Source organism: Bradyrhizobium sp. USDA 372 (assembly GCF_053629095.1).
On record NZ_JBRJHR010000001.1, the window covers coordinates 3,251,050 to 3,267,254 of the forward strand.

A 16,205-nucleotide genomic window follows, 5' to 3' on the forward strand; every position below is an offset into this window, starting at 1 on the left:
GTCAACGCGCGAACGGGTCTAATTTTGGCCTTCTGAAATGCGGGAGCGCGATGGGTCAGCGGTTCTGGCCGGGAACCCAGAGCACGTCGCCGGCACCATTGCCGTTCACGGCTCGGCTGGCCACGAACAGAAAGTCCGACAGACGGTTCATATATTGGATGCCAGCCGCGCTGACCGGCTCGCAGGGCTGGGCCGCCAGTTCCACGATCAGGCGTTCCGCCCTGCGGCATATCGTGCGCGCCACATGCAGATGGGCCGCAGCCGGCGTGCCGCCGGGAAGCACGAAGGAGGTCAGCGGGGCAAGCTTGTCGTTGAGCGTATCGATGTCGCGCTCGAGCCGCTCGACCTGGCTCGCCACCACCCGCAGCCGCTCCGCCTTGCCTTTGTCCTTGTCTTGGCGCTCCGGCACCGCGAGATCGGCACCAAGATCGAACAGATCGTTCTGGATGCGGCCGAGCATCGCGTCGAGCTCGGGCATCTCCCCGGTGTGGACCCTGACCACGCCGATCGCGGCATTGGTCTCATCGACGGTGCCATAGGCCTCGATGCGCAGATCGTATTTCGGACGCCGCTCGCCGGTTCCGAGCGCCGTCGTGCCGTCGTCACCGGTCTTCGTGTAGATGCGGTTCAGCACCACCATGATCAACGCCCCATCGCCCAGACCGCGAGCATCGCAATGATGATCGCCACGAACTGAAGCAGCACGCGCCAGCGCATCAGCTTCTGCGAGGTGTTGGGCGAGCCGCCGCGCATCATGTTGATGAGCCCGAGCAGCAGCACCAGCGCCACGGCGCCGGCGGCCGCCGGCAGGATGAAAGTACTCAGGAGAGATGCCATTTGAGGGTAGATAACACCGTGCGTGCCGGTCCGCCATGGTGCCGCGACAGCCTCCGGCGTCATTCCGGGGCGATGCGAAGCATCGAGCCCGGAATGACCGGCGCGGCGCTTCGCGAACTGGCTTTTGGGCCAATAATATCAGATGGTAGCGCGATGATTTCCGATTTGCGCCCATTGCCTGTTCTCCCGATCTCTCCCTGCGCGCAGGGGGAGAGAGCAGCGCTGTAGGTGCCACGTGAAAGCGGTCCGCTACATCTACTGCGTGCTGGAGGACGCGTTCTATACGTTCCTGGCCGACGACGGCTGGGCGATCGCAAGCCACATCGCGCTGTCGACGCTGATGGCGCTGTTCCCGTTCCTGATCGTGCTGACCTCGCTCGCCGGCTTTTTCGGCTCCAAGGAACTTGCCGACCAAGCCGCCAGCCTGATGCTCCAGATCTGGCCCAAGCAGGTCGCCGATTCGATCTCGGGCGAGGTTCATGACGTGCTGACCACCACCCGCACCGGCATTCTGACCATCGGCGCGGCGCTGTCGGTCTATTTCGCCTCCAACGGCGTCGAGGCGCTCCGGGTGGCGCTCAACCGTGCCTATGCCGTGGTGGAGATGCGGAGCTGGTATTGGCTGCGGCTCGAATCCATCGTCTATACGCTGATCGCAGCTTTCACCGCGCTCGCCATGGCGTTCCTGATCGTGCTCGGTCCGCTGATCATCGAGGCCGCGCGGCGCCACATTCCATTGTTCGTGGAATCCAACGAAAGCATTCTCACCTGGCTGCGCTACGGCATCACCATCAGTGCGCTGGTGGTGGCGCTCATCATCCTGCATGTCTGGCTGCCGGCGGGGCGGCGCAGCTTCTTCCAGATTCTGCCCGGCATCGTCTTCACCATCGTGGCGTCGCTGATATCAGGCATCGTGTTCGGACAATATCTGGCGCGCTTCGCCAACAATTACGTGACGATGTATGCGGGGCTCGCCTCGGTGATCATCGCGCTGGTGTTTCTGTACTTCATCGCCGCGATCTTCGTTTACGGCGGCGAGTTGAACGCCGCGATCATCAAGTCGCGGCTTCCTCACGGCGTGTCGCTTCAAGCAGCGCAGTCGCTAGCGCCCGCGGAGACACAGGCTTGACCAGGAAGGCGTCGGCTCCGGCTTCGCGCGAGGCGGCCTCGTCCTCGCCGCGGCCGGACACGCCGATGATCGGGATCTGAGCCAGCGGTGTCGGCAGCTTTCGGATCCGCCGGATGGCCTCGATGCCGTCGATGCCCGGCAGCACCATGTCCATCAGCACCGCGTCGAACGCGCCCTGCTCCAGCCGCTTCACGGCGTCCTCGCCGCGCCCGATGAACTCGGCATGATGGCCGAGCTCGGTCAGGATGGTGTTGAGCACAACGCGGCCGAACGGGTTGTCCTCGACGCTGAGCACGCGGAGCGCAGCGACCGCCTCCGGCTCGCTGCCATCCTTTGCCTTGCGGGTCTTGCCCGGTCCCGCCGCGTCCAGCGACACCGTCAATGTGAAGGTGGCTCCGCCACCCCGGCGCGGCGCGACGGTGATGTCGCCGCCCATCGCCCGCGCCAATTGCTTGACCGAGGAGAGGCCCAAGCCGGCACCGCCGAAGCGTGAGGCAATGGTGACATTGGCCTGGGTGAAGGGGCGGAACAGCCGCTTGATCTCGGCCATGGTCAGGCCGATGCCGCTGTCGGACACCGCAAAGGCGACGCCGACCTTTCCTTTGCCCTTTGCTTTGCCTTTGGCGGGACGCCAAGGCTCGACCGCGAGCGCCACGCCGCCCTGGTCGGTGAATTTCACGGCGTTGTCGATCAGGTTCTCGAGCGCAGCGCGCAGCCGGACGGAATCACCGACCACGAGCGCGGGGATCTTCTCGGCGATCGCGACCTTGGCCTGGAGACCTTTGGCCGCGGCGCGGCCGGCCAGCGAATCGCCGGCGGTGCGGGCGAGCGCCTTGAGATCGAACAGGTCCTGCCGCGGCGTGCTGCCGCCCTTCCCCGTTTTGGCAGCATCCACGAACAGTGTGGCGAGGCTCGCCAGATGCTCGGCGCCGGCCTTGATGGTGTCGGCCCAGCGCCGCTCCCGCTCGCCGAGATCGGAGGTCGCGAGCAGGTCGCTGATCGCGAGAATGCCGGTCAGGGGGGTGCGGACCTCATGGGCAAAAGCGGCCAGCGCCGCCTGGACGACATCCGGCGCAACCACCTTGGTGCTGCGCTTGCGCACCCGGCCGGCCGGCCCGGCCCGCTTCCGAAGCGGCCGCCGCCTGGATGTCCGGGTGGTGCGCACTGGACGCGTCTTCGCCGCCATGAATCCCCTTCGAAGTACCCTCTTCGAACCCCGCGCGGCCAAGCATGGCACGGAGGAACACCCGGAGTCACGGCGACGTTGAGCTAACCCCCAGAGAAACTTAACCTAATCCCACCAGCTGGCGGATCGCGGCAGGCGTGAAGCCGGCCGCGCGCAAGTCGCGCAGCCCGGTCGAGCGACCCGATTTCGACAGCTTCCGACCCCCTTCATCGCAAATCAGCCGGTGATGGCGATAGGCCGGCTCGGGCAGGCCGAGCAGGACCTGGAGCAGGCGGTGCACCGCGGTGGCGTGAAACAGGTCCTGCCCCCGCACGATCTCGCTGACGCCCTGGAGCGCGTCGTCGACGACAACCGAGAGATGGTAGCTGGTCGGCGTCTCCTTGCGGGCCAGGATGACGTCGCCCCAGGCCTCCGGCCGCGCCGGGACGATGCCGCGCTCGCCATCCGGCCCCTCGCCGAGTTCGTTCCAGCTCAGACCGGCGACGCGGCGGCAGGCGGCCGCCATGTCGAGCCGCAGCGCATAGGGCGCGCCCGAGGCGATCAGCTGCGAGCGCTCGTCGGCCGAGAGCGATTTGGCGTCGCCCGGATAAAGCGGCGCGCCGTCGGGATCGCGCGGCCACGGCCCGTCGACCTCGCGCGCCGCCACCAGCCTTGCGATCTCGGCGCGGCTTTCGAAGGCGGGATAGACGAGACCGAGCGCCGAGAGCTGTTCCAGCGCGGCGCGATAATCGGCGAGATGTTCGGACTGCCGCCGCACCGGTGTCTCCCAGGCAATTCCGAGCCAGGCGAGATCCTCGTAGATCGCCGTCTCATAGTCCGGCCGGCAGCGCGTCGCGTCGATGTCCTCGATCCGCAGCAACAGAAGCCCGCCGGCCTCGCGCGCGCGATCGAAGTTGAGCAGCGCGGAATAGGCGTGGCCGAGATGCAGGAAGCCGTTCGGGCTCGGGGCGAATCGGAAAACGGGTGGCATTGTGCGATAGATCTCGTCATGGCCGGGCTTGTCCCCGGCCATTCCCGTTCTTCGGTACCACAGACCGATCGTGTCAACCTCACGAACAAGCGCCACGACCACCGCTCATGCTACACAGTGCCTCGCGGTGAGAAAGACGTGGATAGCCGGGACAAGCCCGGCCATGACGCCGGAGAGAGCCCGCCAAACACCATGACCATCCACCTCGAAACCCAGTCCGATCTCGAAGAGGCCGTTCACGCGCTGATCAAGCGCGATCCGCGTCTCAAATCCGTGCTCGAGATCGCGGGCATGCCGGCATTGCGGCGGCGCGAGCCGGGTTTTACGGGGCTCGCGCACATCGTCTGCGGGCAACAGCTCTCCACCGCGAGTGCCGCGGCGATCTGGGGACGGCTGTCGGCGGCGTTCGATCCGTTCGATCATGAGGCAGTGCGCCGCGCCCGCACCGACCGGCTGGGACGGCTCGGCCTCTCCGCCGCCAAGATCAAGACGCTCAAGCATCTCGCCCGCGAGATCGCCGCGCAACGGCTGAACCTCGACGTGCTCGCGGAGGAGGATGCCGACGCGGCGCACCACACCCTGATCGCGCTGCCCGGCATCGGTCCCTGGACGGCCGACGTCTACCTCTTGTTCTGCCTCGGCCACGGCGATGCCTGGCCGGCTGGCGACCTCGCCGTGCAGGAAGGCATCCGCATCGGGCTCGGCCTCAAGGCGCGGCCGACGGAGAAGCAGATGGCGCCGATCGCCGAGCCCTGGCGTCCGCTGCGCGGTGCTGCGGCGCATCTGTGGTGGAGCTATTACCGCGCGGTGAAGAAGCGCGAGGGCGTGCTCGCGGGATCTGGCTAACCGCGCAGCCGCGCGCGGTCGGTCCGGGCGCATTCCGCGACGAAGTCGATCACGACGCGCACCGCCGGCAGCTCGACGAGGTCGGGATGGGCCAGCAGCCAGAGATCCGCGACGCTGGCGAGCTTCTGCGGGGCGACGCGCACGAGATCGGAATAGGCTTCGGCGACGAAGCACGACAGCGCGGAGATTCCGATGCCGGCGCGGACCGCCGCCAGCATGTCCCCTTGGGACGAGCAGCGCATCGCCACCCTCGCCTGCCGCGTGACGACGTCGCTCCAGCGCGCAAGCTGCGCATTGGACGTCTGGTCGGCGAAGCCGATGACGCTGTGCTCCTTCCAATCGCCGCGCCGTTCAGGCAGGGGCCGCCCGGCGGCATAATCGCGCGAGGCATAGAAGCCCGTGCCGAGACGGCCAATCTTGCGGCCGACCAGGTTCTCCTCGCCGCTGTCGAAGGGCCGCAGCACCACGTCGGCCTCACGCCGGCGCACGCTCGCCGGAAACGGATGGGTGATGATCTCGAGCTGGATATGATCGTGCGCACGCAGGAAGGCAGGCAGACGCGGCATCAGCCAGTGCGAGGCGAGCGTCACGCCGATCGACAGCTTGACGATGCCGCGCGCCTTGTGTCCACCCGCGGCGACCGCGGTCTCGGCCCGCAGCGCTGCGGCCGCCATGGCCTCGGCGTGCTCGCGCAAGGTCCTCCCATCCGCGGTCAGCGCCAGGCCGTCGGCGGCGCGCGCCACCAATCGGGTGCCGAGCTGGGCTTCAAGCGCCGCGATCTTGCGGCTGACGGTGGGATGGCTGGTGTGCAGCCGGCGGGCCGCGGCGGTGAAGCTGCCGGTATCGGCGACCGCGACGAAGGTCTTGCAAAGGTCCCAATCCATCGGCGGCCCTGTTCATACCTGAATGATGATCCGTTCATTATTGAACGGCCCGGCCGCGCAGTCCAACCTTATAATGGGATCAAATCCGCGGCCCCGGGCGGCCTATCCGCCCGCGCGACAATCAAAACGGAAACGCCTCGTCATCCGCCCGCCGGCGGGGCCGCGTTTCGGGAGGACATGATGGCACTGCCCACTCTCTTGAAGGATTCGCTCGAGCTGCCCGTGGTCGGCTCGCCGCTGTTCATCGTCTCCGGCCCGGAACTGGTGATCGCCCAGTGCAAGGCCGGCGTCGTCGGCTCCTTTCCCGCGCTCAATGCCCGCCCCGTCGAGATGCTCGGCGAATGGCTGAGCCGGATCGAGGACGAGCTCGGCGAATACAAATCGCGCAATCCCGGCAAGAAGGTCGCGCCCTACGCCGTCAACCAGATCTGCCATGCCTCCAATGACCGGCTGATGAAGGACATGGAGACCTGCGTCAAGCACAAGGTGCCCATCATCATCACCTCGCTGCGGCCGCCGGCGGAGATCGTCGAGGCTGCGCATTCCTATGGCGGGCTGGTGTTCCACGACGTCATCAACGTCAAGCACGCGCGCAAAGCCGCCGAGCAGGGCGTCGACGGCCTGATCCTGGTCTGCGCCGGTGCGGGCGGACACGCCGGCACGCTGTCGCCCTTCGCGCTGGTGCGCGAGGTCAAGCAATGGTTTGGCGGCGCCATCCTGCTGTCGGGCGCGATCAGCGACGGCTATGCCATCGCCTCGGCGCTGACGCTGGGTGCAGACCTCGCCTATATGGGCACGCGCTTCATCGCGACGCAGGAAGCCAATGCGGATGAGACCTACAAGTCGGCGCTGACGCAGCACGCCGCGCACGACATCGTCTACACCAACCTGTTCACCGGTGTGCACGGCAATTATCTCGGCCCGTCGATCGCCGCCGCCGGCCTCGATCCGGACAATCTTCCCGCCGCAGACAAATCAAAGATGAATTTTGGCTCCGGCGGCAACATGAAGTCCAAGGCGTGGCGCGACATCTGGGGATCGGGCCAGGGCATCGGCCAGATCACCGATGTCCCCTCCGTCGCGGAGCTCGTCGAGCGCATGAAGCGTGAATTCGATCAGGCGAGAGAAGATTTCCTGATGCGCGTCAGCGCCTGAAGGCGTGGTCCGACAACAGGATTGGACTGGCAACAAAAACGGGAGGACATCATGAAGCTGGCAGCCGCATTGATCGGCCTGTCCCTGCTGGCGCTCGCCGGCGGCGGCGCCTATGCCGAAGGCACGGACGAGATCCGCATTGGACAGACCCTGCCCTATAGCGGCCCGGCCTCCGGCTTCGGCGCGATCGGCCGGACGCAGGAGGCGTTCTTCGAGAAGATCAATGCCGAAGGCGGCATCAACGGCCGGAAGGTCAAGTTCATCACGCTGGACGACGCCTATTCGCCGCCGAAGACGGTGGAGCAGACCCGCAAGCTCGTCGAGCAGGACGAGGTGCTGATGTTGTTCGGCTCGCTCGGCACCGCCACCAACAGCGCCGTGCAGCGCTACCTCAACGGCAAGAAGGTGCCGCAGATGTTCGTGCTTTCGGGCGCGACCAAATGGGCCGATCCGCAGAAATATCCGTGGACCATGCCCGGCATGGCCGCCTATGAATCCGAGGGCGTAGTCTACGCCAAGCACGTGCTGCGCACCAAGCCAGGCGCGAAGATCGCCATCCTCTCCCAGAACGACGATTTCGGCCGCGACTATGTCGCCGGCTTCAAGCGCGCGCTCGGCGACAAGGCCGCCGGCATGATCGTTGCGGAAGCAACCTACGAGACCAGCGCGCCGACGATCAGCTCGCAGCTCTCGACCCTGAAGTCATCGGGCGCCGACGTGCTGTTCGGTGTCGTGCTCGGCAAGTTCACCTCGCAGATGATCAAGGGCGTCGCCGAGATCGGCTGGAAGCCCGAGCTGTTCTTCGTGCCGACCTCGGCCTCGTCGATCTCGTTCCTGGAGCCGGCCGGGCTCGACAACGCCGTCGGCCTGATCTCGTCGAGCAACCAGAAAGACACGATGGACCCGCAATGGGCCAGCGATCCCGGCGTGAAGGAATATTTCGCCTTCATGAAGCAGTACATGCCGAATGCGGACCTCTCCAACTCCAACTATGCGGCCGGCTACCACTACGCGACGCTGCTGATGACGGTGCTGAAGGGATGCAAGGATGATTTCAGCCGCGACAACATCCTGCGTCAGGCCGCTTCGCTGAAGGACGTGAAGCTGCCGCTGCTGCTGCCCGGCATGTCCGTCACCACCGGCGCCGACGACTATCTGCCGTTCCAGCAGCTGCAGCTGCGGCGCTTCAACGGCAAGAGCTGGGTCGGCTTCGGCGACGTGCTGGACGATCGCTAGCCTCGAACGGAATAGGACACACCATGATCATCAGTGGCGAACGCCGGATCGGCTATGACGAGATCCAGGCGCGCATCAAACGCGCGGCGAGCGGGCTGCGTACCCTCGGCCTTGCCGAAGGCGCGCCGGTTGCCATGATGCTGCGCAACGATTTCGCCTTGTTCGAGGTGGTCGCCGCCTCCGCCGCACTGGGGAGCCCGGTGGTGCCGATCAACTGGCACCTGAAGGCCGAGGAGGTCCGCTACATCCTGACCGACAGCGGCGCGAAGATCCTGATCTGCCACGCCGACCTGCTGCCGCAAATTCGCGGCGGCATTCCGGAGGATGTCCGCCTGCTCGTGGTCGCGACACCGCCCGAGCTGGCGACGACCTTCGCCATTTCCCATGAGCTGACCGAGGTGCCGGCGGGCCTCACCGATTGGGACCGCTGGCGCGACGGCCACACCGAGACCCAGGAGCCGCCGCGGCGTGCCGCGGCGATGATCTACACCTCGGGGACCACGGGCATGCCGAAGGGCGTGCGGCGCATGCCGATGCCGCCGGAGCAGGCCGCCGCGTCCGAACGGGTCGGCGCGATCGCCTACGGCATCAAGCCGCGCGAGGGCCAGGTCGTGCTGATCAACGGGCCGATGTATCACTCGGCGCCGCATTCCTATGGCATGATGGCCTTCCGCAACGGCTGCACCATCGCCCTCCAGCCCCGCTTCGATGCCGAGGAGCTGCTGGCGCTGATCGAGCGCCACCGTGTGACGCATATCCACATGGTGCCGACTATGTTCGTCCGCCTGCTGCGCCTGCCGGACGCTGTCAGGCAGCGCTACGACCTATCATCGCTGCGCTTCGTCGTGCATGGCGCGGCGCCCTGCCCGCCCGAGGTGAAGCGGGCCATGATCGAATGGTGGGGACCGGTCATCAACGAATATTTCGGCTCGACCGAGACCGGCATCCCGGTCTGGCACTCGGCCGAAGAAGCGCTGAAGAAGCCCGGCACGGTCGGCCGCGCCATCGAAGGCGGCATCGTCAAGATTTTTCGCGATGACGGCAGCCTCTGCGATGTCAATGAGGTCGGCGAGATCTACATGCGCCAGACCGCGGTGCCCGATTTCGACTACCACGGCAAGGCGCAGGCGCGCGCCGAGGCCGGGCGCGACGGGCTCGTCAGCGTCGGCGACGTCGGCTATTTCGACGAGGACGGCTACCTGTTCCTGTGCGACCGCAAGCGCGACATGGTGATTTCGGGCGGCGTCAACATCTATCCCGCCGAGATCGAGAACGTGTTGATCGCCATGCGTGGGGTGCGCGATTGCGCCGTGTTCGGCATTCCCGACGCCGAATATGGCGAGCGGCTATGCGCCTGCATCGAGCCCGAGACCGGCGCGCAGCTCTCCGCGGGCGCGGTGCAGGCTTTCTTGCGCGAGCGGCTGGCCAACTTCAAGGTACCGAAGGAGGTCAAGTTCCTGGATGCGCTGCCGCGCGAGGCAACTGGAAAGATCTTCAAGCGCAAGCTGCGCGATCCCTATTGGGCGGACCAGAGGCCGGGCGGCGCTTAAGTCGTTCTCCGGCCGCGTCCGCACGCGTGGAATTCCGGGCCATATTCCATCCGGGCAGGGCCGCATGCCGGCCTCGCTCGGGTTCGCGGCTTTTGGCGGACGACGAAACCGTATAGCGTTCGATCTCTGAGGAAACGCCGCGAAGACGGCCATGAGGTCGCGCATGCTGGACCGGACGCAGGATATTTCCATCGCCGCGCAAGGCTGGCTCGACGACTTCGAGCGCATCCTGGGCAGACCTGACCCCGCGACGCTGGACCCGCTCTTCCTCGCTGACGGCTTCTGGCGCGACGTGCTGGCGCTGAGCTGGAACCTGCAGACTGTCGCGGGCCGCGACGCGATCACGCAGGAGCTGACAGCGCGCGCGCCCAGGGCGGCGCCGACCCATTTCAGGATCGCTCCGAACCGGGCGCCGCCGCGCTGGGTGACGCGCGCCGGCACCAACAGCATCGAAGCGATCTTCCACTTCGAGACCGCGATCGGCCGCGGCAGCGGCATCGTGCGGCTCATCCCTGACACGGCCGACGGCGACCGCCTGAAGGCGTGGACGCTGCTGACCGCGCTCGACGAGCTCAAAGGCTTCGAGGAACAGCTCGGCACCTCGCGGCCGCGCGGCCAGGCCTATTCGCGCGACTTCCGCGGGCCGAACTGGCTCGACCAGCGCAATGCCGCGCGCGCCTATGCCGAGCGCGATCCCGCTGTGCTGGTGGTCGGCGGCGGGCAGGCCGGGCTCGCGATTGCGGCGCGGCTGAAGCAGCTGCAGGTCGATACCCTGATCGTCGATCGCGGGATGCGGATCGGCGACAATTGGCGCAAGCGCTATCACGCGCTGACCCTGCACAACCAGGTGCAGGTCAATCACCTGCCCTACATGCCGTTTCCGCCGAGCTGGCCGGTCTATATCCCCAAGGACAAGCTCGCCAACTGGTTCGAGGCCTATGTCGACGCCATGGAGCTGAACTTCTGGACCGGCACCGAGTTCGAGCACGGCGCCTATGACGAGGCCAGCGGCCGTTGGACTGTCACGCTGCGGCGCGCCGATGGCAGCAAGCGAACTATGCATCCGCACCATGTGATCATGGCGACCGGCGTCAGCGGCATCGCCAACATTCCAGACATTCCGACGCTCGACAATTTCAAGGGCACGCTGCTGCATTCCAGCCGCTACGAGGACGGCGAGAATTGGCCCGGCAAGCGCGCGATCGTCATCGGCACCGGCAACAGCGGTCACGACATCGCGCAGGATCTTCATTCCAGCGGCGCCGAGGTGACGCTGGTGCAGCGCTCGCCCACGCTGGTCACCAACATCGAGCCGTCGGCGCAGCTGGCCTATGCGACCTACAATGAGGGCACGCTCGAGGACAACGATCTGATTGCGGCCTCGATGCCGACGCCGCTCGCGAGGAAGACGCATGTGATGCTGACCGAGCAGTCGAAGCAGCTCGACAAGGAGCTGCTCGACGGCCTCTCGCGCGTCGGCTTCAAGCTCGATTTCGGCGAGGCCGGCACCGGCTGGCAGTTCAAATACCTCACCCGCGGCGGCGGCTATTATTTCAACGTCGGCTGCTCCAACCTGATCGTCGAGGGCAAGATCGGGCTCAGGCAGTTTTCCGACATAGAAAGCTTCAACGCCGACGGCGCGCGGATGAGGGACGGCTCGATCATTGCCGCCGACCTGATCGTGCTCTCGACCGGTTACAAGCCGCAGGAATATCTGGTGCGCAAGCTGTTCGGCGATGGCATCGCCGACCGCGTCGGCCCGATCTGGGGTTTTGGCGACGGCTTCGAGCTGCGCAACATGTATGCGCGCACCAAGCAGCCCGGCCTCTGGTTCATCGCCGGGAGCCTCGCGCAATGCCGGATCAACTCGAAATATCTGGCGTTGCAGATCAAGGCGATCGAGGAAGGGATTTTGCCAAGGGCTGTGGCTACGCCGCTGAGCACAGCTTGAGCAACACCGTCATTGCGAGCGTAGCGAAGCAATCCAGAATGTTTCCGAGGAGACAGTCTGGATTGCTTCGCTGCGCTCGCAATGACGACGCGGATGCAGACCTGCACGGCAGAAGCAACTAAAGGAAAGGACCACCCATGCCAGCCATTCTCGGCAGCGGCGAGCATCGCTACCGCGTCGTCGACAACTTCGCGAAATTGCCGGAGGGCTGGCAGCTCACCGACGTCGCCTCGGTCGCGGTCGACAGCAAGGACCGCGTCTACGTCTTCAACCGTGGCGCCCACCCGATGGTGGTGCTGGACCGCGAGGGCAATTTCCTGCGCAGTTTCGGCGAAGGCCTGTTCTCGCGCGCGCACGGCCTGCACTCGACGCCGACGACAATCTCTATTGCACCGATGACGGCGACCACACCGTGCGCAAATGCACCACCGACGGCAAGGTGCTGCTGACGATCGGCATCCCCGCAAAGCCGGCACCGTTCATGAGCGGCGAGCCGTTCCATCGCTGCACCCACACCGCCCAGTCGCCGAAGGGCGAGATCTACGTTTCCGACGGCTATGGCAATGCGCGCGTGCACAAATTCACACCCGATGGCAAGCTGATCAAGAGCTGGGGCGAGCCGGGCACCGATCCCGGCCAGTTCAACATCGTGCACAATATCGCGACCGATGCCGACGGCTGGGTCTATGTCGCCGATCGCGAGAACCATCGCGTCCAGGTGTTCGACGGCGAGGGCAAGTACGAGACGCAGTGGAACAATCTGCACCGCCCCTGCGCGCTGTGCCGCTGCGGCGGGGCCAAGAGCCCGACTTTCGTGATTGGCGAGCTCGGCCCCGGTCTCGCCATCAACCGCAATGTGCCCAACCTCGGCCCGCGGCTGTCGATCGTGGACGCCAGGGGAAATCGCATCGCGCGGCTCGGCGGCGAGGAGGGACCAGGCGTCGCCAGCGGCAAATTCCTGGCGCCACACGGCATCGCGCTGGACTCGAAGGGCGATATCTATGTCGGCGAGGTCGGCGTCACCAACTGGGAGACCAGCTTTCCGGACGAGGAGATGCCGGCCGCGGTGCGCGCAACGCGATGCCTGCAGAAGCTGGAGCGGGTACCGGAATGAGGATCGGCGCCTGCCCGGCGGTTCCGCGCCAAGCCTCGCCTGGCCCTCTCCGAATCACGGCGTTTTTGGGCAGTTCGCCACCCCGCCGCCGCATTGGCCGCGGCTGAATAAGTCGCTCAACGGGCTTCACAATCCCGTCACGCTGCATGTAGTATGTCAATACATGCTGCTTCGCAGCGTACATTGGAGGCCGGGAGCGTTACTTGAACGCACATGTCTCGCAAGGCAGTTGGCCGGTGTTGGTGCTGAATGCGGACTTCCGGCCGCTGAGTTACTACCCACTGTCGTTGTGGTCGTGGCAAGACGCGATCAAGGCGGTGTTCCTCGACCGCGTCAACATCGTCGCACATTACGATCAGGCGGTTCGAAGTCCCACGCTGGAAATGCAGCTGCCCAGCGTCGTCTCGCTCAAGTCCTTCGTCAAGCCGACCACCCACCCCGCCTTCACCCGGTTCAACGTCTTCCTGCGCGATCGTTTCGCCTGCCAATATTGCGGCTCGCCCGAAGACCTCACCTTCGATCACATCGTCCCGCGCAGCAAAGGCGGCCAGACTACCTGGGAGAACGTGGTCGCGGCGTGCTCGCCGTGTAATTTGCGCAAGGGCAATCTCACGCCGGCGCAGGCGAAGATGTTTCCGCGCCAGACCGCGTTCGCACCGACCGTGCACCAGCTCCACCGCAACGGTCGCCTCTTCCCGCCGAACTATCTGCACGACAGCTGGCTGGACTATCTGTACTGGGATACGGAGCTGGATCCGTAGGGTTCGAGCTGGTGCGCTCTGCTCTCTTCGCTGCAACGCCAGCGTCACGCAGAGGCAGAGAGAGCCGATCGTCGCGTCGCGCCGTGTCCATCCCCAACGCTTAGCAGGCCGGCGCGGGCCGCTCCACCTCGGCTGGATGCGGGCCATCGCGGAGCAAGGAACCCGAAGCTTCGACGACCGTTCAGACCGTGGGCCAGGCACGCTCGCCTGCGCACGTTCCGCCATACATGTTTCGAATGGCAACATATCAAACAAGGGAAAGGCCATGCCCACACCCGAGCACGATCACGTCTACAAGATCCTGGACCTCGTCGGATCGTCTGAGACCTCGATCGAGGATGCGATCAAGAACGCCATCAGCCGCGCCTCGAAGACTGTTCGCGAGATAAGATGGTTCGAGGTCGTGCAGACGCGCGGCCATGTCGAGAACGGCGCCGTGCGTCATTTTCAGGTGACGCTGCGCGTCGGTTTCACGTTGGAAGGATGAAGCCTTAGGCTGGAGCGAGGTTAACATCCGCTGACGCGAATGAACCAAGATATATCGATGGTTCCCCCGGTCCAGTACAGACCCCGCACAATCATCGCGGATATTGCAATAGGCCGTTAAGGCGAAAGTGAGAGGTTTGCTCCGATTTGGAGCAAGCCTGATGGTCACGAGCCGCGAACTCGGCAAGACGCGCCTTCCGCTCTGGGCGGCCGGATTCGTCGTGCTGATTTGCGTGACCATCCTCGGCCTGAGTGCCTGGCGCGAATGGGAGGCGCGCAACGCCGATCTGAGGAACGCCGAAATCGACGTCGCCAACGTTGCTCATTCGCTGATCCAGCATGCGGACGACACGTTCGAGCTTGCCGATACGATTCTTGTCGGGCTGGTCCACCGGCTCGAACTCGACGGGACGGGTCCGGACACGATTACGAAGCTCCAGGCCTATCTGCCGACCCGCAAATCATCGGACCGCATCCGCGGCATCTTCGTCTATGATGGGACCGGCCGCTGGCTCGCCACGACGGAGCGCCTCGACTTCTCCAAGCTCAACAACAGCGACCGCGAATATTTCCAGCGCCATCGCGATTCTCCGGACGCGGGCACGCTGATCGGGCGGCCCATCAAGAGCCGCTCCGGCGGCCAGTGGATCATCACGGCATCCCGCCGGATCAACGATTCCGACGGCGGCTTCGCCGGCGTTGCCCTGCTCACGATTGACGTCAGCTATTTCGTCAAGTTCTACGAGCGGTTCGACATCGGGCCGAACGGCTCGGCATCTCTGCTCAACGGCAGCGGCATCATGCTGGCGCGCAGCCGCGACGAAAGCGGCGCCTTCGTCGGACGCGACCTGTCCGATGCGCCCTTGTTCAGAAGCTGGAAGAGCCGCCCCGCCGCGGCGGTTTATTATTTCAAATCGCCGCTCGATGGCGTGGCGCGGCTGAGCTATTACCAGCGCAGCAGCCGCTATCCGCTGATGGTGCTGGCGAGCAAGTCGCAGGACGACGTACTCGCCCCCTGGCGGCGCGCAGCAGCAACACGCATGAGCTTCGTTCTCGGACTCGTGCTCTTGATCGCGGTGATCGGCTACTATCTCGTCCGTCAGCTACTACAGCGGCAGCGCACGGCACAGGCCCTGGTCGCCAAGGAAGCCAATTTCCGCCTGCTGGCCGAACAATCCAGCGACATGGTAACCCGCATCGGGCTCGATAACCGGCTGCTCTACGTCTCTCCCTCCTGCGCGCGCATCACCGGCCGGTCGGCCGAAGAACTGCTGGGCACCTCGGCCCTCGCCGGCATTCACGCGGACGACATGGAACGGGTTGAGCAGGCCATCGCCGCGCTGAAGAAAGGCGAGGCGGAGGAAGCGCGGTTCGTCTATCGGCAGCGTCATCGCGACAGGGGCGAGATCTGGGCCGAGGCGGCGCTACATGTGACCGTGGCGTCCGACAGCGGCGTGGTCGACGGCGTCGTCGCAGTCGTGCGCGACATGACCGAGCAGAAGGATCTTCAGGACAGGCTCGCCTCGCTGGCAACCACCGACGGTCTCACCGGCCTCGCCAACCGCCGCGCCTTCGACGACCGCCTTGCCGACGAATGGGCGCGGGCTCGCCGCGACGGAACGCAGCTCTCGCTGCTGCTGATCGATGTCGATCATTTCAAGAAATTCAACGACCTCTACGGGCATCTGGCGGGCGACGCCTGCTTGCGCGCGCTGGCCCGGATTCTATCCGCCCAGGCCAGGCGTCCAGCCGACTTCGCGGCGCGCTATGGCGGCGAGGAATTCGCCGTGCTGCTGCCGAACACCGGCCCCGAAGGCTGCGCCGAGGTTGGAGAAGCGATTCGCCAGGCGTTGCACGATCTCGCGATGCTGCATGCGCAAAATCCGCCTTCCCGGCTCGTGACTGCGAGCGTCGGCGGCGCCGCGGCTCTTCCGTCCCAGACTGCGATGGATTCTAGCACGCTGGTCGCCGCCGCCGACCGTGCGCTCTACGCCGCCAAGGAGAGCGGCCGAGACCGGCTGGTGATGTCGGGCCAGGTGATCCCATGGCCCGCGAAAACCGCGTGAGCTGCACGGCCGGATTTGCCGCTCGCGATCCGGC

General features: G+C 65.7%; 14 protein-coding genes and 1 pseudogene. 10 read left to right on the forward strand and 5 right to left on the reverse strand.

What is annotated here, in order from left to right:
- Positions 1-55: 55 nt before the first annotated feature.
- Positions 56-640 (reverse strand): cob(I)yrinic acid a,c-diamide adenosyltransferase, encoded by a 585-nt coding sequence (locus tag AB7M16_RS15460; protein WP_439364781.1) that lies wholly within the window; start codon positions 638-640, stop codon positions 56-58.
- Positions 641-642: 2 nt separating this feature from the next.
- The gene (locus AB7M16_RS15465; protein WP_028178512.1) at positions 643-837 is read right to left on the reverse strand and encodes a twin transmembrane helix small protein; all 195 of its coding nucleotides are present in this window, start codon (positions 835-837) and stop codon (positions 643-645) included.
- A 235-nt stretch (positions 838-1,072) separates the two neighbouring features.
- Between AB7M16_RS15465 and AB7M16_RS15470 the strand changes: the two genes are divergently transcribed.
- Entirely contained in the window at positions 1,073-1,966 is an 894-nt protein-coding gene (locus tag AB7M16_RS15470; RefSeq protein ID WP_172785971.1) for a YihY/virulence factor BrkB family protein, read from the forward strand.
- On the opposite strand, the gene AB7M16_RS15475 is transcribed toward AB7M16_RS15470, so the two are convergent.
- Together AB7M16_RS15475 and gluQRS are read right to left on the reverse strand one after the other, a co-directional pair.
- The gene (locus tag AB7M16_RS15475; protein ID WP_453944393.1) at positions 1,893-3,152 is read right to left on the reverse strand and encodes an ATP-binding protein; all 1,260 of its coding nucleotides are present in this window, start codon (positions 3,150-3,152) and stop codon (positions 1,893-1,895) included. The genes AB7M16_RS15470 and AB7M16_RS15475 overlap by 74 nt on opposite strands.
- Before the next feature lie 100 nt (positions 3,153-3,252).
- Positions 3,253-4,122: a tRNA glutamyl-Q(34) synthetase GluQRS gene (gene gluQRS, locus AB7M16_RS15480; protein ID WP_453947187.1), complete on the reverse strand. Its 870-nt coding sequence runs from the start codon at positions 4,120-4,122 to the stop codon at positions 3,253-3,255.
- A gap of 192 nt (positions 4,123-4,314) precedes the next feature.
- Between gluQRS and AB7M16_RS15485 the strand changes: the two genes are divergently transcribed.
- Positions 4,315-4,968, forward strand: coding sequence for a DNA-3-methyladenine glycosylase family protein (locus AB7M16_RS15485; RefSeq protein WP_212256380.1), 654 nt, complete (start codon positions 4,315-4,317; stop codon positions 4,966-4,968).
- On the opposite strand, the gene AB7M16_RS15490 is transcribed toward AB7M16_RS15485, so the two are convergent.
- A complete protein-coding gene (locus AB7M16_RS15490) occupies positions 4,965-5,852 on the reverse strand; it encodes a LysR family transcriptional regulator (protein WP_453944394.1) in 888 nt (295 codons plus the stop codon). The two genes, AB7M16_RS15485 and AB7M16_RS15490, sit on opposite strands and share 4 nt — an antisense overlap.
- 180 nt (positions 5,853-6,032) lie before the next feature.
- Here AB7M16_RS15490 and AB7M16_RS15495 point away from each other — a divergent pair, with 180 nt between their 5' ends.
- The 8 genes and pseudogenes from AB7M16_RS15495 to AB7M16_RS15530 all read left to right on the forward strand — a co-directional run bounded on the left by AB7M16_RS15495 (position 6,033) and on the right by AB7M16_RS15530 (position 16,171).
- Positions 6,033-7,007, forward strand: a complete 975-nt coding sequence (locus AB7M16_RS15495; RefSeq protein WP_172785974.1) for an NAD(P)H-dependent flavin oxidoreductase — start codon at positions 6,033-6,035, stop codon at positions 7,005-7,007.
- A gap of 51 nt (positions 7,008-7,058) precedes the next feature.
- Positions 7,059-8,243, forward strand: a complete 1,185-nt coding sequence (locus tag AB7M16_RS15500; RefSeq protein WP_453944395.1) for an ABC transporter substrate-binding protein — start codon at positions 7,059-7,061, stop codon at positions 8,241-8,243.
- A 23-nt stretch (positions 8,244-8,266) separates the two neighbouring features.
- Positions 8,267-9,793, forward strand: a complete 1,527-nt coding sequence (locus tag AB7M16_RS15505; RefSeq protein ID WP_453944396.1) for an acyl-CoA synthetase — start codon at positions 8,267-8,269, stop codon at positions 9,791-9,793.
- 163 nt (positions 9,794-9,956) lie between these two features.
- Positions 9,957-11,744 (forward strand): flavin-containing monooxygenase, encoded by a 1,788-nt coding sequence (locus AB7M16_RS15510; protein ID WP_453944397.1) that lies wholly within the window; start codon positions 9,957-9,959, stop codon positions 11,742-11,744.
- Positions 11,745-11,881: 137 nt separating this feature from the next.
- Positions 11,882-12,858: pseudogene (locus AB7M16_RS15515) on the forward strand (peptidyl-alpha-hydroxyglycine alpha-amidating lyase family protein).
- A 203-nt stretch (positions 12,859-13,061) separates the two neighbouring features.
- Positions 13,062-13,619, forward strand: a complete 558-nt coding sequence (locus AB7M16_RS15520; protein ID WP_172785979.1) for an HNH endonuclease — start codon at positions 13,062-13,064, stop codon at positions 13,617-13,619.
- Between the two features lie 265 nt (positions 13,620-13,884).
- A complete protein-coding gene (locus AB7M16_RS15525; RefSeq protein ID WP_172785980.1) occupies positions 13,885-14,106 on the forward strand; it encodes a dodecin in 222 nt (73 codons plus the stop codon).
- 160 nt (positions 14,107-14,266) lie between these two features.
- Entirely contained in the window at positions 14,267-16,171 is a 1,905-nt protein-coding gene (locus AB7M16_RS15530) for a sensor domain-containing diguanylate cyclase (RefSeq protein WP_453944398.1), read from the forward strand.
- Positions 16,172-16,205 lie beyond the last annotated feature (34 nt).